22 protein-coding genes are annotated in these 20,538 nt (G+C 59.8%); 12 read left to right on the top strand and 10 right to left on the bottom strand.

From position 1 onward, the window contains the following. The coding region (locus tag EN742_RS03545) for a N,N-dimethylformamidase beta subunit family domain-containing protein (protein ID WP_128332439.1) at positions 1–1,818 on the bottom strand (1,818 nt) is incomplete at its 3' end. A gap of 340 nt (positions 1,819–2,158) precedes the next feature. Then, complete coding sequence (locus EN742_RS03550) at positions 2,159–3,265, bottom strand: polyamine ABC transporter substrate-binding protein (protein WP_128332440.1); 1,107 nt, start codon at positions 3,263–3,265, stop codon at positions 2,159–2,161. 127 nt (positions 3,266–3,392) lie between these two features. Between EN742_RS03550 and EN742_RS03555 the strand changes: the two genes are divergently transcribed. Further along, positions 3,393–3,686, top strand: a complete 294-nt coding sequence (locus tag EN742_RS03555) for a hypothetical protein (protein ID WP_127404913.1) — start codon at positions 3,393–3,395, stop codon at positions 3,684–3,686. 73 nt (positions 3,687–3,759) lie between these two features. After that, positions 3,760–4,056 carry a hypothetical protein gene (locus tag EN742_RS03560; protein WP_127404914.1) on the top strand — a complete coding sequence of 99 codons (297 nt, stop codon included), beginning with the start codon at positions 3,760–3,762 and terminating at the stop codon, positions 4,054–4,056. Positions 4,057–4,174: 118 nt separating this feature from the next. On the opposite strand, the gene EN742_RS03565 is transcribed toward EN742_RS03560, so the two are convergent. From EN742_RS03565 to EN742_RS03590, 5 genes are all read right to left on the bottom strand, one after another. Continuing rightward, positions 4,175–5,908: an adenylate/guanylate cyclase domain-containing protein gene (locus tag EN742_RS03565; RefSeq protein ID WP_127404915.1), complete on the bottom strand. Its 1,734-nt coding sequence runs from the start codon at positions 5,906–5,908 to the stop codon at positions 4,175–4,177. Between the two features lie 998 nt (positions 5,909–6,906). Continuing rightward, positions 6,907–7,590, bottom strand: coding sequence for a transporter substrate-binding domain-containing protein (locus EN742_RS03575; protein WP_126056254.1), 684 nt, complete (start codon positions 7,588–7,590; stop codon positions 6,907–6,909). Continuing rightward, complete coding sequence (hpaI, locus tag EN742_RS03580; RefSeq protein ID WP_126056255.1) at positions 7,574–8,368, bottom strand: 4-hydroxy-2-oxoheptanedioate aldolase; 795 nt, start codon at positions 8,366–8,368, stop codon at positions 7,574–7,576. The genes EN742_RS03575 and hpaI overlap by 17 nt, the downstream gene beginning before the upstream one ends. An 8-nt stretch (positions 8,369–8,376) precedes the next feature. Continuing rightward, positions 8,377–9,159 (bottom strand): fumarylacetoacetate hydrolase family protein, encoded by a 783-nt coding sequence (locus tag EN742_RS03585; protein WP_018237596.1) that lies wholly within the window; start codon positions 9,157–9,159, stop codon positions 8,377–8,379. A 24-nt stretch (positions 9,160–9,183) separates the two neighbouring features. Further along, complete coding sequence (locus EN742_RS03590) at positions 9,184–10,077, bottom strand: intradiol ring-cleavage dioxygenase (RefSeq protein ID WP_126056256.1); 894 nt, start codon at positions 10,075–10,077, stop codon at positions 9,184–9,186. A gap of 255 nt (positions 10,078–10,332) precedes the next feature. Here EN742_RS03590 and EN742_RS03595 point away from each other — a divergent pair, with 255 nt between their 5' ends. From EN742_RS03595 to EN742_RS03640, 10 genes are read left to right on the top strand one after another with little or no spacing between them, the layout of a single operon-like run. Beyond that, entirely contained in the window at positions 10,333–11,070 is a 738-nt protein-coding gene (locus EN742_RS03595; protein WP_126056257.1) for a GntR family transcriptional regulator, read from the top strand. Beyond that, complete coding sequence (locus EN742_RS03600) at positions 11,070–11,891, top strand: sugar phosphate isomerase/epimerase (RefSeq protein WP_126056258.1); 822 nt, start codon at positions 11,070–11,072, stop codon at positions 11,889–11,891. Before EN742_RS03595 ends, EN742_RS03600 begins: the two co-directional genes overlap by 1 nt. A gap of 46 nt (positions 11,892–11,937) precedes the next feature. After that, complete coding sequence (locus EN742_RS03605) at positions 11,938–12,603, top strand: amino acid ABC transporter permease (RefSeq protein WP_126056259.1); 666 nt, start codon at positions 11,938–11,940, stop codon at positions 12,601–12,603. A 9-nt stretch (positions 12,604–12,612) separates the two neighbouring features. Beyond that, positions 12,613–13,263, top strand: a complete 651-nt coding sequence (locus EN742_RS03610) for an amino acid ABC transporter permease (RefSeq protein ID WP_127404916.1) — start codon at positions 12,613–12,615, stop codon at positions 13,261–13,263. A 40-nt stretch (positions 13,264–13,303) separates the two neighbouring features. Beyond that, positions 13,304–14,128 carry a transporter substrate-binding domain-containing protein gene (locus tag EN742_RS03615; protein WP_126056260.1) on the top strand — a complete coding sequence of 275 codons (825 nt, stop codon included), beginning with the start codon at positions 13,304–13,306 and terminating at the stop codon, positions 14,126–14,128. An 8-nt stretch (positions 14,129–14,136) separates the two neighbouring features. Then, a complete protein-coding gene (locus EN742_RS03620; RefSeq protein WP_189362980.1) occupies positions 14,137–14,910 on the top strand; it encodes an amino acid ABC transporter ATP-binding protein in 774 nt (257 codons plus the stop codon). Between the two features lie 18 nt (positions 14,911–14,928). Continuing rightward, entirely contained in the window at positions 14,929–15,789 is an 861-nt protein-coding gene (locus EN742_RS03625) for a shikimate dehydrogenase (protein WP_189375160.1), read from the top strand. A gap of 14 nt (positions 15,790–15,803) precedes the next feature. After that, positions 15,804–16,172 (top strand): 5-carboxymethyl-2-hydroxymuconate Delta-isomerase, encoded by a 369-nt coding sequence (locus EN742_RS03630; protein ID WP_126056263.1) that lies wholly within the window; start codon positions 15,804–15,806, stop codon positions 16,170–16,172. A 34-nt stretch (positions 16,173–16,206) separates the two neighbouring features. Beyond that, complete coding sequence (gene aroQ / locus EN742_RS03635; RefSeq protein ID WP_126056264.1) at positions 16,207–16,656, top strand: type II 3-dehydroquinate dehydratase; 450 nt, start codon at positions 16,207–16,209, stop codon at positions 16,654–16,656. 7 nt (positions 16,657–16,663) lie between these two features. Further along, entirely contained in the window at positions 16,664–17,701 is a 1,038-nt protein-coding gene (locus EN742_RS03640; protein ID WP_127404917.1) for a Gfo/Idh/MocA family oxidoreductase, read from the top strand. Positions 17,702–18,079: 378 nt separating this feature from the next. Here the strand turns inward: EN742_RS03640 and EN742_RS03645 are convergent, their stop codons facing one another. The 3 genes from EN742_RS03645 to EN742_RS03655 all read right to left on the bottom strand — a co-directional run. Further along, a complete protein-coding gene (locus EN742_RS03645) occupies positions 18,080–19,339 on the bottom strand; it encodes an ABC transporter substrate-binding protein (protein WP_127404918.1) in 1,260 nt (419 codons plus the stop codon). A gap of 49 nt (positions 19,340–19,388) precedes the next feature. Continuing rightward, positions 19,389–19,817 carry a hypothetical protein gene (locus tag EN742_RS03650; RefSeq protein WP_127404919.1) on the bottom strand — a complete coding sequence of 143 codons (429 nt, stop codon included), beginning with the start codon at positions 19,815–19,817 and terminating at the stop codon, positions 19,389–19,391. A gap of 5 nt (positions 19,818–19,822) precedes the next feature. Beyond that, positions 19,823–20,538 (bottom strand): aldo/keto reductase (locus tag EN742_RS03655; RefSeq protein ID WP_148670020.1); only part of this gene is annotated, 716 nt, incomplete at its 5' end.

The following is a 20,538-nucleotide window of genomic DNA, read 5'->3' on the forward strand; positions in this document are numbered from 1 at the left end:
GACCACGAGAGCATGATCGGGCGTGCCCAACTCCGGGTCGGCGGCATCGACCTCCTGCCCGGCCGCTCCTGGATGCGCGTCGCAGGGGGCGCCGAGGACGTCGCCGTGAACGCCTTCAAAGGCGAAGGCCACGCGCGGGTCGCGCGCTGCGTCGGTAAGCCTGTAGCCTGCTCCACGGTCCCAGCCGTCGGCGACCATGCCGACCCCGACCAGACCTTGCGGCGGCCTGCCGAGCCGGCGCCAGAGTCCGCCGCGTTCGCCGCTGAACTGCATATGATATTCGGCCGGTTCGGCCTCGTTGTAGCGCGCGCCCGATTCCGCCCGGCGAAGCTCCATCAGCCAGGGACGGTCCTGCGCTATAGCCACGCGCCAGTAAAACCCATTGCCGCCGAGATAGATGAGGCGGCCGCCACGGTCGAGGAAAGCGACCAGGGCGCCCCATTCGCGCGTGGAAAGGTATTCCGGGTGGGTCCCGGTGATGAGGACACGACACCCGTCCAGCGCCGACACCCCCTCATCGTGAAGCAGGTCGTCGGTCACGATATCGTGGTCGATTTCGCGAGCGTGCAGGAAGGCCGTGATGCTGGTATCGGCATTATAGGACCAGTTGCTGGTGTCCGGCGCCATGTTGAGGATCGGCCGCCGGCGCGTCGTCACATAAATTGGATGACCGTCGACATGCCGATCATAGTGTGACGCCCCGAGTTCCGGCATATGCTGCAGGGTCTGCAGTTCCTCGTCGAGGACCGGCAGGGCGCTCAGCTCCGAGATTTCGTATTCCGGGCTTTCAAGCGCGATCCGGTGATTGGCATAGGCATGATAGGTGAAAGTTGAGGCGAGCAAGGCGACTGGCCTGCATGGCGCCGCGCGAGCAGGGTTCACGAAGAACGGAACGTAGGTCGTCTCTGTCGATCCTCTTGCGCGCAGCGCGTAGGAGCCGCTCTCGAAACCCGGCGGGATGACCCAACTCGCGCTGGCTTCCCATCGGGCATCCTCGAGGTCGTCGCTGTGGAAATGAACGGCGTCATAGAGAGCCTGGTCTTCCGCCGGCGAGAACGCCTGTCCCGCCCAGTTGGGACCGGGCACGCCGCGCGTCGGTGCGTTGACCAACCTTGCGTCGACCTTCGCGGTACCCCGGTTGGTGAGTTGGTCGCAGTCGAGACGATCGCGGAAGTCGAGGGCAATATCCGGACTCGACTCATCGGCGCCCCACAGCCGGAATCCCGAGACGACCCCGTCGAGTGCCGAACTGCCGTCTGTCTTTGCGCCAAGCGACAGGCTTTGGATGCCTTGCCAGCCAAGCGGCACGGGTATTGAGATCGTGCTGGCCGGCCCGGCAGACGCTGTTTCCACCGTGACGACAGCCGACTGCTCGATCGCATCCAGCACGATGCGAACGGAGTGCCACTTACCGCGCCCCATTCGCTGGCAGGCCACCCGATTTGGCCCCCCGGCGCTTTCGAGCGCCAAGCTGCCACCCGCATCGCGCCACAGACGCAAAGTGCCCGTATCCAAGATGCAGGCCAGCGCATCGCGTGTCGGCTTGACGCTGAAAGCCACGGTCACGCAACGTTGGGCGAATCCGTCCTGCATGGTCAAGGTCAGGTAGGATCCGGTCCGGATCGGCTGATTGGCTACCGGCCGCGACCCCAGCGTTGCGCCGGGAATCGGTCGCAGGTCAAGCGCTGCCGGCGCTCCGTTGATGACACGCACAATGTCTAGCGAGACGGTCTCTTCCGGCTCGCTGGACAGGAAAAAGTCGACGGTATCGCCGGGTCTGACCGACCATTGGCTGGCATAGCCCAGAAGCCGTTTCATGCTTGATGCATAGTCCCCTGGCATGAGCCCGCGTCCGGCGGCACTTGTCCAAATAATTGTCGCCAGCGGATAGCGAAGGCCGCCGTTTCGGCCTCGTGGAGCGACGCGAAGCTCTCGTCGCTGAGGAACTCCAGCGGTCGTCCCCTGCCCGACAATCCTACCAGGCGGTAGCCTGCCGGACCCTCGACGGCCGCCACCCATGGCATTGTCGTTCGCGACCGCATCACCTTCAGCAGGCGCGCCAGTTCGGGACAGTGCGGGCCGCCGGGGTTTCGCATGAATTCATCGAAAAGCTCACGCCGCGGCCGCAGATCGAGTTGCTCGACAACCGACATGCCGCTCATTGTTGGGTGGCAATGCGCGTCCACATGCGGGTCATCGCGCGGGTCACTGCATTGTCGTACATGGTGATCACGTAGAGCCGGTTCATGACCTGATCCCCCGGATAGACGGTCGGATCGTTGATCATGGCCGGATCGATCCTGTCCTTGGCCGCAAGGTTGCCGCTGGCATAACGAACGTAGTTGCTAATCTGGGCCGCGATCTCAGGGCGCATGATGAAGTTCAGGAACTGGTGCGCCTCGTCGGGGTGAGGCGCATCTGCCGGGATGGCAACGCTGTCGAACCAGATTTGCCCGCCTTCCTTGGGTAGTATGTAGGCAACGTTGATCGGCTTGGTGCCGAGGCCCTTGGCCGCTTCGAGCGCACGGTCGCGCGCCTGCAGGACGTCGCCGGACCAGCCGATCGCGACGCAGATGTCTCCCGTCGCCAGACCCTCGATATAGGCCGACGAGGTGAAGTTGCGGATATAGGGACGGACCTTGGCAACGACGTCGGCGGCCTTCTGCAGATCATCGACATTCTTCGAGTTCGGATCGAGGCCGAGATAGTTCAATGCCGCCGGCAGCACATCGTCGGGCGCGTCGAGCATCGTGACGCCGCAGCCCTGAAGCTTGGCCATGTTGGCGGGATCGAATACCAGGCTCCAACTGTCGGGAACGCTTCCGAGTGCGGCCTTGACCTTGTCGACGTTCACGCCGATGCCAGTGGTGCCCCACATCAGGTTGATGGCGTATCGGTTGCCCGGATCGTAAAGCTCCATCCGCTTCATAAGCGCGGGCCACAGGTTTTTCTCATTCGCGAGCTTCGACCTGTCCAGCGGCTGATAGACGCCAGCCAGGATCTGGCGCTGAAGGAAATAGGCCGAGGGAACGACGATATCGTAGCCGGTCCTTCCAGCCAGGAGCTTGGTCTCCAGGATCTTGTTGTCGTCATAGACGTCATAAACGACCTTGATGCCTGTCTCGGCCGTAAACTGGTCCAGAACCTTCGGATCGATGTAGTCCGACCAGTTGTAGATGTTGACCACCCTTTCCTGCGCCGCCGCGGAGAAGGTCATGGCAACGGCGATGACGAGCGAAAAGCCCCACAATCGCGGGATTAGCATCGGTATTCCCCTTTAGTTATTTTTTATCTGTCCATCCAAATAAATCATGTGCCCCGCCAGATTGTCAAGTCATGGTCCCCGCGCTGTCGCCTACTTCTGGGCCGGTCGTTACGAGGACGCCCTGCGCATGACGGACCGGCTCGGCCCTGACAATTACGATCGCTGGGTGGGGACGTTTCGAGCTGCCGCGCTTGCGGCTCTGGGCCGGACGGATGAGGCGCGGACGCTTGTCGCGTTCACCCTCCAGAAGTATCCGGACTTGAGCATAGAGGGAATAATCGCCAACCTCCCCTTCACCGAGGTACAGCGGAACCGGCTGATCGAAACGATGAGCCTCGCCGGCTTTCCACGCTGTGCCAAGTCTGAGGACCTCGCCAAACTTGAGAAGCCGGTCCGGTTGCTCGGATGCAAGTCGCCGTAGACGGCAAGCGACAGTCTGCATGATCGAAGGGGCGCATTCTGTTCGCACGAAGGCACCGTGAGGAGGTATCGCCATGATTATCCGCATTTATCGCGGCACGGTCTTTGCTGGAAAGCAGCGTCTCTGGCAGGAGCGTGTTGAGTCGCTTTCTATTCCCTGGCTGAGGAAGCAGGCGGGCCTCATCGCCTTTTACCCCGGTAAGCCACCTGCGGAGAGTGCGGGCAGGACGTTCTGCATGGTGATGGTCTGGGAGGGCCTGGAGTCGGTGAAGGCCGCTATCGAGCCAGACTGGAATAACGCGATTTATCATGGCGATGAAGCCGAGTTGATCGAGTCTGCTCAAGTCGAGCACTTCGAGCTCTTTCCGTAGGCTGCCGAGCGCAGGGCAACAATGGGGCCGGCAGCAGAATGGCGGCTTTTTGGCGTCCGAGGAACAATAACGGACGTTTCAGCCCAGGTGGCCCAAGTCCGAAATTGACCCAATGCGGTCATTCCGGCAAGCCCGCTTTGCGCATGCCTTCAGCTAGATGCTGGCGGTCTTCGATGCGAAACAGCGGCTCCTTGGCCACGTATCTGGCAGTGGAGAATTCTGGGATCCGCCGCAGCAAACCAGCAACGCGATCTCTCGCAAGATCGGGCTTGCCAGCCATTGCGTAGCTTGCGGCGAACCAAACCTCTTTCGAGAACGTCAAAGAACTTGATCGGCGCATGTTGACAATGGCGTCGTCATAGCGGCGCGCGTTGAAGTAGACGGCGGCGAGTTCGCCCCAATACCAAGAAGGGTTGAAGAATGGGTCGAGGCGCTTCGCCTCCAGCATCCCCTCAATGGCTCTCTCGGTTTCGCCGCGATAGTTATAGAACATCGCCAAGTCGGTGTGATTGACCGGATGGTTTGGATTTAGAGAAATGGCCTTGGCGAAATGCTGTTCACCCACTTCGTAGGCGCCGCGATCGACCTGTGCCCAAGCCATTACTAGTTGGCAAAGATGGTCGTTTTCATCGAGCGCGACGGCTATCCGCGCCATCTCGAACGCCTCGTCGCGCAAGCGGTTCGAACCACTCATGTCGAGAAACCACTCTCGCTCGATAGCTGACGACAACAATGCGTAGGCACGAGCGTAGCTGGGGTCGAGTTCGACGGCCCTTTCGAAGTAATGCCGTGCCTCTGCCTCAATCTCCGGCGTCCCAATTGGCAACGCATCACCGCGCAGGACACATTCATAGGCCGCCAGGCTGGCTGGGGGCTTGCGCAGGACCACCTCGGTGCGCGCGGCCGTCATTCGTCCTACAAGTGTTCCGACGATAGTGCGAACAATGCGATCCTGGACATCGAATATCTCGTCTTGCACACTGTCATAACGCTCTGCCCAGACGTGATTGCCCGTCGTGGCATCGATCAATTGGGCCGTTATCCGGATGCGCGTTCCCATACGGCGGACACTGCCTTCGACGAGGTACTGCACGCTGAGTTCGCGTCCCGCTCGCATCATGTCAACGTCGTCTCCGCGGAAGCGGGAGGACGAATTGCGCGACGCAACCTGCATCTGCCGGAAGCGTGAAAGCTCTGTGATCAGGTCCTCTGTAAGCCCGTCGCAGAGGTATTGCTGCTCGACATCGCCACTCATGTTCTGGAAGGGGAGGACGGCGATCGAAGGCTTGTCCTGCTGGACTAGTCGCCCTCGTGCGACTTCCGGTTCCGTCGATGCGGTACCGGACAGCATGTGATAGGCGCGCACTGGCCTGGCGATGTTTTTCAAGGTCTGCTCGCCCAGATCGACAAACTGTTCCTTGAGCTTTTCACGTACCTGCTCGTAGGCCGAACCCGACAAGCAGATTCCGTTCGGCTTCGCCAAGCCTTCCAGGCGGGCAGCGATGTTTATTCCGTCGCCCATCAGGTCTCCGTCACTCTCCTCGACGACATCGCCGACGTGGATGCCGATGCGGAATTCAATGCGCTCATCGAGAGGCAGTCCTGTGTTCCATTCGACCATGCCTTCCTGCATCTCAGCAGCGCAACGCACGGCCTCGACAACGCTGCGGAACTCCACGAGAGCGCCGTCTCCAGTACGCTTGACCACTCGTCCATCGTGTGCGGCGATCGTCGGATCGAGCAAGTCGTTCCGCAGAACCCGCAGCCGCGCAAGTGTCCGATCCTCATCCGCTTCTGCGAGGCGGCTATAGCCAACCACATCCGCTACCAGAATCGCTGCGATCTTCCGCATTTTGGTTCATCACCTGCCTTCGAATGAGAAAGATATCACGTCTCAGGAATTGTGCTGCAATGGAGCGGCGAGCCAAGTCGGCTTGTGGCGCAACCGCGACCTTGGAGTGGTCGCCTGCGACGTCAGCTTTCAGGAAACGGCAAAGCGGATCTATACGGCCGAGATGCGGCGCTAAGCAGACACGGCCTTATAAACGCCATTGTACTTCACAGCGCTCGAACCATTCGAAAGCACTTTACTTGATCCGGAATATGGCCGCAGATCGCGTCTGCCACATCGGAGCTGGAGATTCTCAGTCGAGTAGGAGGCAGATACGGACACGAAGGCAATTCATAGGGCAGCGAAAATCGCCGCCGAAACTATGCTATTGCCGCCGTTTTCCCTCTACTCCCACTCAATTGTTTTTATCCCAGCTAGGCCATTGATCTAGCTGGGTTTTTTCTTCGTATTGGCCTGAATTTCCAAGGCCGCCAAAAAGTTGCGATATTGATTTTAAAGAGAAAATTGTCGCAAAAATTCTTTTGAGATTTCCGCAACTATCGGTGTCAATCGGCCGATTTTCGCTCTCACGGTGTTCGGTCGCACACTGGACTCGAACGCAAAAAGTACCGTCAGCACAATCTATCACGCCCCGCTGGAGCGATCCATCCATCGCGAACCAAAAGAGCTGGCCTGCTCCATCGGGGTTCGCCTGAAACTCAACCGCTCCGAAGTCAGAAGGATCAGCGTTCTCGAGAATGAGGGGGGCATCGTCGGGACGGATGCGGTTCCATAGATCCCAGGTTGGGTCCCCACGGTACCGCGCGAGGCGATCTAAACGAGATCAGCGAGCCCGCAGCAGGCAGCAGGGATCCAATTCGGATCCCTGCTGCCTGCTGCGGCGTCGTCGGCCTCAAGGCCTCGCGCGATCGTTTCCCGGTGAACCGCGCCTGGGAGAGTGTCTCTACCGAAGGGCCGTTGACGAGAAACGTGCTCGACAGCGCCCTGCGGCTCTCTCTTCAATTGCTCGGCTTACCCGCACTGCAATGCTGCTGGATGAAGTCCGACAGGAATGTTGAAGCGTGAACGCACCTCCGATGGACAGCGATCGCCTGAGGCACTTTCGAGAATGTCCCCTCAACAACGCGGAAACCTGGATTCTCTTCGCAGAAACGTGACAGGGACTCAGTCAAGCCCGCAGCAGCATCGCACTGGGAGGACATAAGCATGTGCAGGGCGGAGGCGGGATTTTCGGTTTGGAGGAGGATCGCATTTCTAACCTGTCGCTCAAGCTGCTTTGTATACGCAGCGGTTTTGGCGGCGGCGATGCGCACCCCTTCGACGTCGACGTCCCCCACGCTGCCTAGCGGGCTGCTGTCTGACACCAGAAAGCTGGCGGTCACGGTGGTATAGGGGGCCGAGAAGGATAACATGTCGGCACGTGACGGATCGGGAGCAATGAATGCAACGTCCCACTCGTTGCCTTCGGCAGCCGCAAGAATGTCAGCGGCCGATCCGTATCGAACCAGCGACAAACAGCAGTCGAGTTCTTCCGCAAGTGTGATCGCGATCCGCGCGCTCGGTCCTGTTAGAACGCCTGTCACTGGATCGAGTTGGACAAGTGCGGCATTCGACATGTTGACCGCGGCTCTGATGACTCCCGTCGGTGCGATTTCAGTGAGGAGTTCATCGCGTTCCGGCATCGCGGGGCGCTCCTTGCGATGCAAATCGTGCCGCGAGTGCTTCCGATCCCCTCGCCAGAACAGCGACATCGACACCAACGGCAGTAAATAGTGTTCCCAGCGAGATGCACCGTGCCGCGAACTTCTCATCCGGGGTAAGAATGCCCGCAGGCTTGCCCAACGCTTTCAGGCGTTCAATCGCGCCGACAATTGCATCGACCACCTCCGGGTGGCTCGGTTGTCCCCTGTGTCCGAAACTCGCTGCAAGGTCTGCCGGTCCTACGAATACGCCATCCACTCCCTCTACCGAAGCAATCGACTCGAGGTTGCCAAGCGCTTCCCGCGTCTCAACTTGCAGCAACAGGCAAATTTCCCGTTCCGCATTTTGCGCATAGTGCGCAACTCGGCCGAAACGAGTGGCGCGTGTCAGCGCAGAAACACCACGAATTCCATCCGGAGGATATCGCACGGCCGCGACTGCGGCTTTCGCCTCTTCAGCGTTCTGAACGTAGGGGATGAGCAGTGTCTGAACGCCGATATCCAGGAAGCGCTTGATCAGAACGGGGTCGTTGATGGCCGGGCGGACGACTGGGGAAACGTCGTATGATGCGACCGCTTGCAATTGTGGCAGGACGGTCAGAACGTCACCCGGGGAATGTTCCGTATCGAACAGGAGCCAATCGAAACCTGAAGGCGCGACGATTTCCGCGGCGTAGTTTCCCGGCAGGCCACACCACAGGCCGATCTGACTTTGACCAGCAAGGAGCTTCCGCTTGAACCGATTGACGGGATGATCCAACTGGCACCTCACACGAACGACACACCGATGGAGCCAACAGGGCCATAGTCGGCCTGGATGACATCACCTTTCGCGATATCGACAGGACGCGTGAAGGAGCCGGCCAGGACTATTTGTCCCTTCTTCAGGCCACCGCCCACAGCATGAAGTTTGTTGACCAGCCACGCGATGCCGGCTGCCGGATGTCCCATGATCGCCGCCGACACGCCCGACTCCTCGATGATGCCGTTCTTGGAAAGAGTCGCTCCGACCCAACGGATATCGATGTCCATCGGGCGAATTATACGGCCGCCAACGACGAGGGCGCCGAAAGCCGCGTTGTCCGCAATTGTATCCGTGATCGCTCGAGGGACTTCGGTCCGATAGTCGATAATCTCGAGCGCCGGGACAACGAATTCGGTCGCACGCATGACGTCATAGATCCTGGTGCCGGGCCCGACGAGATCCTCACCCATAACAAAGGCCAGCTCGACCTCAAGGCGCGGCTTGATAAACAAGTCAGCCCTGATCTGCGCTCCGTCGTTGTAAAGCGCATCGTCAAGAATGCAGCCATAGTCCGGCTCCGTCATCTTCGAAGCCATCTGCATTGCGCGTGACGTCAGGCCAATCTTATGCCCGACGATCCGTGCGCCCTTGGCTACCCTCGCCTCCGCCCACAAAGCCTGAATTCGGTAGGCGTCCTCGAGCTCGAGGTTCGGGTAGGTCTCGCTGGGCTGTATGATCGGCTTGCGCTCGATTTCAGCTTTGAGCAGCGCGTCTGCCGCGGCCCGGCGTTCTTCTTCGGTGATCATATCGTTTGCTCAGCTGATTGTGATTTATTTGATCGGGGGACGCGGCAAAACGGCTTCGCCGGGCTCCATGGCATAGGTGTAGTCGAGCGAGAACCACGGACCAGGAATATCCGCTTCGGTCGGATGGGGCTCCTCATGACGAACGAAGTCGCCGGTCAACGCTGCCGTGACACCGAACTGAACATCGGAGCCGATGTTCGGGTCGCTGGGGTCGAAGACCTGGGAAATCAGCGTCTTGTATCCATACTTGAAGATCAGTGCGTGCAGGTGCGCGGGTCGGTACGGATGGCGTCCCTGAGCTTTGAGCAGGCGTCCGACCACGCCATCGACCGGGATCGGATACCCGACCATCTTGACGGTCCTGAACCAGAACCGACCTTGCTCGTCGGTCGTGAATTTGCCGCGCAAGTTCATCTCGGCCTGGTCCGGGTCCTGGTTTTCATAAAGACCGACGGGAGATGCATGCCAGACATCCACTTCAGCGCCGGCAATTGGCTTACCGTCGCGGTCAACGACCTTGGCATGCACGAATAAGGGAGTGCCCGGCGTCTCGGATCGGATGATCGACGCGCCATTTTCGACTCGCGGAGAGTTGAGGCGCCAGAATGGACCCAACAGCGACTGGGAGGTCTCGGTCTGTCCTCTGTCGCCATTGTTCAGCAGGCAGACAAGTGAAGACACGCCAAGAGAACCGGCCATCAGCACAAACTCGTTGTGGTGATCAGTATGCAGTTGCCCGATCTCGTTCAGCATGGCTGTCGCCTCCCGAAACTCGACCTCAGTCAGTCGAACCTCGCGCACGAAAGCATGAAGATGCGCGACCATCGACACGAGGATTTCTCGCAGGCGGGGGTCTTCAGTGCGATTCATCACAGCGAGGACGGCTGGCGTCAGATCGCTTTCGGTTTTGATTACCATAAGGGGCTACCTCCCGATTTGCCCGACTATCAAAATAATCGATTATCTGTCAAGGCCACCGTGGCGCATTGTCGTGACACCAAGATGCCAAAATAATCGAGACGAACACGTCTAAATTGTTGATTTAACTCTATTTAATCGAAGGAAGCGAGGTTACCTCGTGGCTTTTTTCGCAGATTTCATCGCGTCCGAAGTTGACAAGAATAATCGTTTATAATACCGATCATCGACGAATGAATCTTGGGAGCCGGGACAATGGTACCGCATGATGACGGCGCATCTGCTCCGCCGGCAGAAGATGCTCCATCGTCTTCTGGATTCCTCGACGACGGCAAAAACACGATTGGGAGCCAGCTTGCATCCCGTCTTCGTGAGGCGATCATCTCCGGCGAGCTTCAGGCCGGCAGCAAGATCAATCTCGACAAGGCGCGCAAGACGTTCAACGTAAGCCTCAGTCCGCTGCGTGAAGGGTTGGCGCGGCTGATATCGGACGGTCTAGTGGAGTTCGAGGACAATCGCGGCTACCGCGTTTCATCAATCTCCCTGGCAAATCTGGAAGAGATCACCGTCCTGCGCGAAGAGCTCGAAGTCTTTGCCCTTCGCGAGTCCATGCGGATCGGCGATGTGGAGTGGGAAGGCAACGTCATGCGCGCGCTGCATCGCCTTAACCGCACTGAGCGTGACGCGGCCCGCCCCGAGACACTCGAGCGCTGGGAAGAGTTCCACCGCGAATTCCATCTGACACTTATTTCCGGCTGCGGGAAGCCAATCCTGCTCCATTTCTGCAGCCTGCTGCTTAATCTCAACGACCGTTATCGCCGGGTGTTTCTGACCCGCACGTCGGGTGACCGCAACGTCAGCCAGGAGCACAGTGAGATCGCTCAGGGAGCCGTCGCCAGGGATCTGGACTATGCGTGCGATATGTTGCGTCAGCATATCCACCGCACGGGAACCAATCTGCGCAACCACCTTGCGACAAAGGGCACCTTGTGATGACCGTCGCGACGCCAGGGCCGGGCCTTGAACTGGGCGTAGCGCATTTTTCATCGATCGCGCTGCCGCCCAAGGAATTCGCGTTGATAGCTGCTCGGGCGGGTTTTGCCTCGATAGGGCTTCGCCTGCACCCCGCCTTTCCCGGAGCCCCCTTTTACGAGTTGCCGGTGGGCAGCCACAGTGCCCAGGAGTTCAAGACAGTTGCCGATGGCGAAGGCATCAAGGTGTTCGATATCGAGTTCTTCGTGATCGACGAGAGCTTCCTTGCGGCCTCCCACGAGGCGACCGTGGCAGCCGCTGCGAACATAGGGGCGCGCCGGCTGAGTGTTTGCGGCGATGATCGAGACGGCGGCCGTCTTGCCACAAACCTGTCTGAGTTTTGCGCCCTCGCGGCGCGATATGCCATGTCAGTCGACATCGAAAACATGGGCTGGCGGACGGTAAGGACCTTTCGCGACAGCCTAGCGATCTTGAATGCCTGTGGAGCAGAGAACGCCGGTGCCCTTGTTGACGGGATTCACTTCTTCCGAAACGGCGCCTCGATCGACGAGCTTCGCGCAAATTCAGGGAAGGTAAAGCACATCCAGCTTTGCGACGTCCGCGGGCCTGCGCCCAAAACATCGGACGCAATGATCGCCGAGGCGAGAAGCGGCAGGCTCGCTCCTGGAGAAGGCGAACTGCCATTGAAGGACCTCTGTGCGGCAACTGAACACGGCGCTGCTATCTCGGTCGAAGTGCCACTCGTCGGGCCGGTGGACCCGAAAGCACATTTAAAACATCTGCATGCCGGCGCACTGGGAATTTTGAAACCAGATCACTGATCTGGCGCCGACGCGGCCTAGGCCGGTCAGGAGGAGGAAGTCTTACATGTATACGTTTGATTTCGGTGCGGTCCTCGACCGCGCCCCGGAATTGCTATGGGGTTCGCTTGGAACGGTTGGCCTTGCGTTAGCTGGGATGCTCCTCGCACTCGTCATCGGGCTCCTGGGCGTCGTTGCAAGGAGTTCCAAGAGCGGGATCACGCGGGCTGCCGTGATCATGTTCGTCGAGGTTGTGCGCAATACGCCATTCCTGGTGCAGATCTTCTTCATATATTTTGCCCTTCCTCTCATGGGCATCCGCCTCAATCCGACCGTCACGGCGATCATTGCCCTCGGCATCAATGGTGGGGCCTACGCAATCGAGATCATCCGCGGCGGGATCGAGAGCGTTTCGCGCGGCCAGATCGAGGCAGGTTTCGCACTTGGTCTTCACAAGGCGGATGTCTTCCGGCTCATCGTGCTCAAGCCGGCGCTGCGGGCGATTTATCCCTCGCTCACAAGCCAGTTCATTATGCTGACACTGACAACGTCTGTCTGCACCTCGATCGCCGCCTACGAGCTGACCTCGGCCGCTCAGCGCATTGAGTCTGACACTTTCCGCAGCTTCGAAGTCTATTTCACGGTGACCGCTATCTACCTGGCCATCTCAAGCCTGATGATGGGCCTCTTTGCGCTCATTTCTCGCCACTACTTCAACTACCCGACGCGATAGGAAGCAGCCATGGGTCCCATCGGAGAAGATCAATTTCTCTTTTTGATGCAGGGTTTGAAATGGACCGTGCTGCTTGCGATCGTGGGCTTCATCGGTGGGGGGATATTCGGAATCCTGATCGCGCTCTTGCGCACCTCGAAGAACAAGGTCGCCCGGACGATCACCGCAGGGTATATCGGCGTCTTCCAGGGCACGCCCCTTCTGATGCAGCTCTTCGTTGTCTATTACGGCGTTGCGCTGTTGGGCATCGACGTTAACGCGTGGATCGCGGTCGCAGTCGCCTTCACGCTCCATGCCAGCGCCTTCCTGGGCGAGATCTGGCGCGGCTCCATCCAGGCTGTGCCGAAGGGCCAGACGGAAGCCGCCAACGCCCTCGGTTTGCATTATGTCTCGCGGATGAAAGACGTCATTCTGCCGCAGGCCCTGAAAATATCGATGCCGGCCACGATCGGCTTCCTTGTCCAGCTCACCAAGGGCACGTCGCTGGCAGCAATCGTTGGCTTCATTGAACTGACCCGCGCCGGTCAGATCATTTCAAACCAGACCTATCGTCCGCTGCTCGTCTTCGGGATCGTCGGCGCAATCTACTTCATCATTTGCTGGCCGCTCTCCCATGCGGGAAGTCGCCTTGAAAAACGGATGGCGAAAGCTGCCCGCTAACCGCTTCGCTGGAAGCAAAACTCGTAAGGAGGAGAATAGCATGCATAACAGTCGTAGGATTTTTCTTGGACTTGCACTGGCAACTATTGCCTTCGCAACCATTGGCACTGCCGCAGCCTCTGCGGCAACTGTAGAGGAAATCAAGGCAAAAGGCACGCTCGTGGTCGGCATCCAGGGTGACAATGCGCCATGGGGGTTCGTCAACACAAGCGGCGTGCAGGACGGCTTCGACGCTGACATCGCCAACCTTTTTGCCAAGGAATTGGGCGTGAAGGTTCAATTCCAGCCACTCGCCGTTGCCAACCGAATTCCGGCGCTTACCACCGGCAAAGTCGACATCCTGTTCGCAACGATGGCGATGACGGAAGAACGCGCGAAAGCAATTCAGTACAGCAAGCCTTACGCCGCCAACACGATTTCGCTGTATGCTGCCAAATCCGACACCGTTACGAAGCCTGAAGACGTTGCCGGATGGGAGATCGGCGTTCCGAAATCCAGTTCGCAGGACAAGGCAGTAACGAACGCCGTCGGATCCACCGCAACGGTTCGCCGCTTTGATGACGACGCCGCAACCATCCAGGCTTTGGTCTCCGGACAGGTAAAGGCGGTTGGGGGCAACCAGTTCTATGGTCAACGTCTGGATGCGGCGAGTGCCGGCACGTACGAGCGCAAGATTAACTTTTTGACGACCTACAACGGCGTCGGTACCCGTCTCGGCGAGAAGGACTGGAACGAAGCCGTCAACGCCTTCATCGACAAAATCAAGGCCAATGGTGAGCTCGCCGCCATCACGAAGAAATGGATGGCGATCGATCTGCCGCAGTTCCCGGAATCCATTCCGAACATCCCGTTCACCGTGCAGTAAAAGCCCAAATGGAGGGTTCCGTGCTCAATTCCGCAAAACATCAATCGAAGCTGATTTCCCTCGAGGATGTGCAGAAGTGGTACGGCACTTTCCATGCCTTGAAATCCATCAGTTTGTCGGTCCGCAAAGGCGAAAAGATCGTCCTCTGCGGGCCGTCAGGCTCCGGGAAATCAACGTTAATCCGCTGCATCAATGCCCTCGAGACGATCGAGGAAGGCAAGATCGTCGTCGAGGGTCACGTACTGGACGGAAGCACCAAATCCATCGACGCTGTACGTCGCGAAGTGGGAATGGTCTTCCAGAGCTTCAATCTCTTCCCCCACATAACCGTACTTCAGAACTGTACCCTCGCCCCAATGCGTGTTCGTGGCGTGAGCCACGCTGACGCAGAGCGACTGGCTCGAAAATATCTCGAGCGCGTTCGTATCCTTGACCAGGCGGACAAATATCCCGCGCAGCTATCGGGCGGACAACAACAACGCGTCGCCATCGCCCGCGCGCTCTGCATGGAGCCGAAGGTCATGCTCTTCGACGAACCGACCTCTGCCCTCGATCCCGAAATGGTGAAAGAGGTGCTCGACACCATGATCGGGCTCGCCCGTGACGGCATGACGATGATCTGTGTCACGCACGAGATGGGGTTTGCCCGTCAGGTCGCTGACCGCGTCATCTTCATGGACTCCGGAGAAATTGTCGAAGAGGCCGAACCGGAGGTCTTCTTCAAGTCTCCCGAGCACCAGCGCACGAAAACCTTCCTCGGTGAAATCCTGGCCCATCACTGACTTTCGAAAGCGATGCCAATGCACAACAAGAAATTCCTCGTGGGGCTGATCGGTGCCGACATTCAAATGTCAAAGTCCCCGGCCCTCCACGAAACGGAGGGGCGACGCCAGGGCCTCGATTACCGTTACGAGCTTCTCGACTTCTCCGAGCGAGGCCTTCCCGCCTCCGCGCTGCCGGACCTCCTGGACGAGGCAGAGCAGCGCGGTTTTGCCGGCAGCAACATTACACATCCGTGCAAGCAGACGGTGATCGCCCACCTCAGTCGCCTTTCCGAGGATGCAGAGATGCTCGGTGCGGTCAACACCGTGGTCTTTCGCAACGGCGAGAGGATCGGCCACAACACGGATTGGTACGGTTTCTACGAGAATTTCCAGCGCGGACTTCCGGACGTCGCCAAGTCGCATGCCGTGCTGCTTGGCGCCGGCGGCGCCGGTGTCGCCGTGGCCCATGCAGCAATCAAGCTCGGTATTGAGACATTGTCGATCTTTGACCAGGATTCAAAACGGGCGGAAACCTTGGCCCAGCAGTTGAACGATCGGTTCTCAAGGGATTGCGCGCGTGCCACGACGGATGTCGGCAGCGCCCTGCGCTCCGCGGACGGCCTTATCCACGCGACGCCGACGGGTATGAAGAGCCATCCTGGTTTGCCCATAGATGCGGAATGGCTTCTGCCACGGCATTGGGTGGCCGACATCGTCTATATGCCACTCGTCACAGAGCTCCTTGCTCTCGCCGAAGGAAAAGGCTGCCGGACCCTTCGGGGCGGCGGCATGACCGTCTACCAGGCAGCAGCGGCTTTCGAATTGTTCACCGGGATAGCACCGGACGCAGACCGCATGTCCCTTCACTTTACGGACCTATGCCGCCTGTGGGCTTGATGGGGAAATGCCAAATGCCGCATATCATCATCGACTATAGCCGGGGCGCAGGCGAGCATGTAGCCATGGATCGACTGACGCTGACCGTGCATCGCTGCGTTCGCGATGGCGGCCTTGTGAAACCTTCCGCCGTGCGCACGCTTGCGCGGGAGGCGACATACTCCTGCGTTGGCGATGAGCATGTCGATCATCATTTCATCCAAATCATCGTGCGGATGGCACCGGGTCGTACTGCAAAGACCAAGCAGAAGCTTCTCACTGCCGTTCTCGAGGCCGCGCGGACGATCGCCGCGCCTGCTCTCGAAGCTGGAAAGCTCGGCCTGCGCGCGGATCTCTACGAGTCGGACCCTGATTTTGCCGTTCAAGCAATCGCGTTCGTCTGACCAGGACAGCGTTGCTCAAGAAGGACACTATGCCATGAGCCTGATCTACGTTCTCAACGGACCAAACCTCAACCTGCTTGGCAAACGCCAGCCACATATCTACGGGCATGAAACGCTCGCAGACGTAGCGGCGGACTGCCGCAAGCTGGCAGCCGACCTCGGCCATGAAATCCTCTTTCATCAGAGCAACCGGGAATACGAGATCATCGATTGGATTCATGAGGCGCGCGAGGACGGTGCGGGCATCGTCATCAACCCGGCAGCCTTCACCCATACCTCGATCGCGATCCTCGACGCTCTGAACACATTCGAGGGGCCTGTGATCGAGATCCACATCTCCAATGTGCACAAGCGCGAAAGCTTCCGACACCATTCGTTCGTTTCGCACCGCGCGGACGGCGTGATCTGCGGCCTTGGTACGGAAGGATACCAGCTTGCCATCCGACGTGCGGCGACAATGATCAAGGCGGCGGGCAAGTGCTGAGGTGACCATGACCCAACGGGTCAAGCTGGCCGTCGTTGGGGCAGGCCTCATCGGCAAGCGCCATATTCAGCACGTCCTGGCCGAGCCCTCGGCGCAACTCAGCGCCGTGGTCGATCCCACGCCGGTTGGCGAGACCATTGCCAAGGAAGCCGGCGTGAAGTGGTTTCCAGGCTTCGCGGACATGATTGCCGCAGACCGACCTGATGGGATCATCGTGGCTACGCCAAACCCGGCTCACGTCCAGAACGGGTTGGAAGCCGTTGAAGCCGGCATTCCTGCACTCATCGAGAAGCCAATCGCCGATGACATTGCATCCGGGGAAAAGCTGATCGCAGCGGCTGAGGCAAAAGGTGTTCCTCTTTTGACCGGTCATCACCGCCGACACAATCCGATGATGCAGAAGGCAAAGGAAATCATCGAAAGCGGAAAGCTTGGTCGCGTTCTTGTTGTCAATGCGATGTTCTGGCTATTCAAACCCGACGACTACTTCGACATCTCGTGGCGTCGTGAGCGCGGCGCGGGGCCGGTTTTCCTCAATCTCATCCACGATGTCGACAATCTGCGCTACCTTTTCGGCGATGTGGCTGCGGTTCAGGCACGCGAGTCCAACGCGGTGCGCGGCAACGCAGTTGAGGAAACGGCTGTGATCCTGATTGAGTTCAAGAACGGAGTGTTGGGAACTGCGACAGTCTCGGACGCGGTGGTCGCACCGTGGAGCTGGGAGATGACAACCGGAGAGAATCCGGCTTACCCCAAGACCGAGCAATCCTGTTACATGATCGGAGGGACGCACGGATCGCTGGCTGTTCCGTCGCTCGAGGTCTGGCGCAATCCTGGTAAACGGAGTTGGTGGGAACCCTTTGACCAAACGCGTATCGAGGTCGACGACGAGGACCCACTTGTTCTGCAGATCAGACAATTCTGCAAGGTGATCCGCGGAGACGAACCGCCGCTTGTCAGCGGGCGTGAGGGGCTCAAAACCTTGAGGGTGGTCGATGCGGTAAAACGCTCGGCGGCAACGGGAGAACGTATCGAGTTGAACTGACGCATGAGTAATGTGACCGCCTGCTCGCCCTTCGCGTCTCCTTGCTTGCGGTGCGATGAGACGCCGGCTCAACACCGCGCTTTTGGCGGAGGAACCGTCGCCGCCTTATCCCATGTGAATGTTTGCCGCTGGCGGTCGCCGCCTGAATCGAGCCTTGGCCAGGGCGCATTGTGCGCTGCCGCCGCCGCGCCTGAACCAGCAAAGTCCGGTGACGCACGACACGCCCCGGCGGGCCTGGTCAATGTGCAGCCCTCACCGGCACATGCACCACGGCCGCACAGCGTCGTCCCCCGCTGAACGCTCGACGCATCTGTATCCTTACAAAGCTATCTCGCTTGGCGCCGATCTCAATTGCGCTCGGCGCCAAGCGAATGACCTTTACTGCAACTTCGCCTGCAGCGCATTGACATCATCCGTCGTCATCTCGCCGTCGGTCGTCACATTGCCGTCGACGATCTTCCACAAGCGGAACGGACCGGTAATGTCGCCATATTTGTCGAAAGAAACCGGACCGATGACGCCTTCGTAGCGGATCGGCTTGCCGTCCTTGATCAGGCCGAGCGCTTTGGCGAATTCGTCCTTGCCGGCATAGATCGGCGTGCCGGCCGGATCGACCGCCTTGTACATGGCGTCCTTGATCTTGGCCGGGTCGTCGGAGCCGGCGATGGCGATGGCAAGCCCGACAATGGCGCCGGCGTCGTAGGAACGATCGGCGGCCGGGTTCGATGGCTCGATGCCTGAGAATTCCTTGTAGTTCTTGTTGAAATAATCGGTCGACGCGGTCGGGCTGGTGCCGGAGGAGGTGCCGTAGGCGTCCTTGAGATAGTCGGCGCCGACGGAATCGATGAAATCGGGACTGTTCATGCCGTCGTTGAGCAGGAACTTCTGCACCCCGCCCTGCGAGATCCAGGTGCGGGCGACGGTGGCGCCGTCGACCGGCGTGCTGACGAGATAGAGCCCGTCCGGTTCGCCGGCCATCGCCGCCGTGACTTCCGACGCATAGCTCGACTGCTTCTCGTTGTAGGGCGTGTCAGAGACGATAGTGCCGCCGAGCGCCTTATAGGCGCGCGAGAACTCGGCCACCATGTTGACGCCGAAGTCGTTGTTGACATGGATGACCGAGAGCTTCTTGAAGCCCTTGTCGATGGCGTATTTGGCGGCGGCCACGCCCTGCAGCGCATCCGAGGTGATGGTGCGGAAGAAGATGCCGTTGGTCTTGCCGTCGCGGCCGAGCGCGGTCAGCGTCGGCGACGAGGAAGCGGGTGAGACCTGGACGATCTTGGCTGGCGCGGTGACCGAGGTGAGGATCGGGATCGACACCGAGGAGATAATGCCGCCGATGATCACAGGCACCTTCTTGACCTGGACGAGCTGGGTCGCGGCATCGACCGCGACATTGCCTTGGCTCTGGCTGTCGCGCGTGTCGGTCGCAAGGTCGCAGCCGCGTACCCCACCCGCGGCATTGATGTCGCGGAAGGCCATCTCGACCGACTTGGCGCCGGCCTGGCCGTATTCGCCGGCGGGGCCTGTCAACTCCATGACGAGGCCGACGGTGATCTTGCAATCGGCGGCTTGAGCCGCACCTGCCAACGTGACGAGAGCGAGCGCGGCGGTGAATTTCAGTATCGTGTTTCTCATTGTTGTTCCCCTTGAGTTACTCGATTGTGGTCTGATGTCTTGAGCCTGTTCAGCGTTCCGGCACCTGCAACCAGGTCTCATGCAGATGTCGCCATTCGACGCCGTTTGGCGCCGATGAACTGGTGGTGAAGACGGCGCTCGACTGGCGGCGGCTGCGCTTGCCGCCGCGCAGCTGCGCCTCGACATAGAGGACGACGATCGTGTCGTCGGTTTGCCAGCCGGGCCGGATGTCCTCGATCGAGATGGCAAAGCCGTCATCGAAGGTGGCGCGGCTTTGTCTGACATGGTCGACGACCACATCGCGACCGAGGATCGCGCCGCTCGGCGCGATCATGGTCAAGCCTTCGCCCATGACGGCTTCGAAGCGACCGAAGTCGACGGTGTCGGCACGCGCGGCGACGAACCAGTCGACGAAGAAGCGATGCAGATCGACGATCTCGGTGCTGGCGCGGGAAAACAGCGAGGCCTGCTGGCTCATGGCGCTCACATCCGACCCGCGTTCAAATTGTAGTGCATGATCGAGCCGTGGCGGCCATGGCGGTCGCGCTCCAGCGTGTAGACGTCACCTTCGAGGCCGGGGCTTTGCGCGATCACGGCGCCGATCGTCGCCTTGTCGTCGGGGCTCAGTTGCACGTCCATGATTGCCGCATTGGCAAGCGCATGCGCCTGGTTGCGGGCGCCGACGATGACGGCCGCGACCTGCGGCTGTTCCAGCACCCAGGCGCTGGCGATCGTGGCGATGTCGACGCCGTGGCGATCGCCGGCCGTCTTCAATGCCCGCAGCAATTGCTGGAACAGGTCCCAACCGCCAAAGTCGTCGATGATAAGCTTGTATTTGACCAGCGATCGGTTTTCGAGCGGCGTCGCCGGTTCGGCAGCGCCAAGCCATCGATCGCTGAGGAAGCCGCCAGCTACGGAACCGTAGCAGAGGAAGCCGACGCCGTTCCTGGCGGCAAGGGCCGCAAGCCTGTCCGCCGGCCGCTGGTCGAGCACCGAATATTGTAGTTGCTGACTGACCAGCGGAATGCCTGCCGCGAGGATCTCGGCGAGCCGCGGCGTGTCGAAATTGGTGGTGCCGAGGTTGCGCACCTTGCCCTCGCGGCGCAGCTCGTCGAGCCAGGCCATGGCCTCGACATAGCGAGGCTGCGCATAATCCCACCAGTGGAACTGCACGAGATCGATGCGCTCGGTCTTCAGCC

The organism is Mesorhizobium sp. M4A.F.Ca.ET.020.02.1.1 (genome assembly GCF_004022645.1).
Lineage (GTDB): Bacteria > Pseudomonadota > Alphaproteobacteria > Rhizobiales > Rhizobiaceae > Mesorhizobium.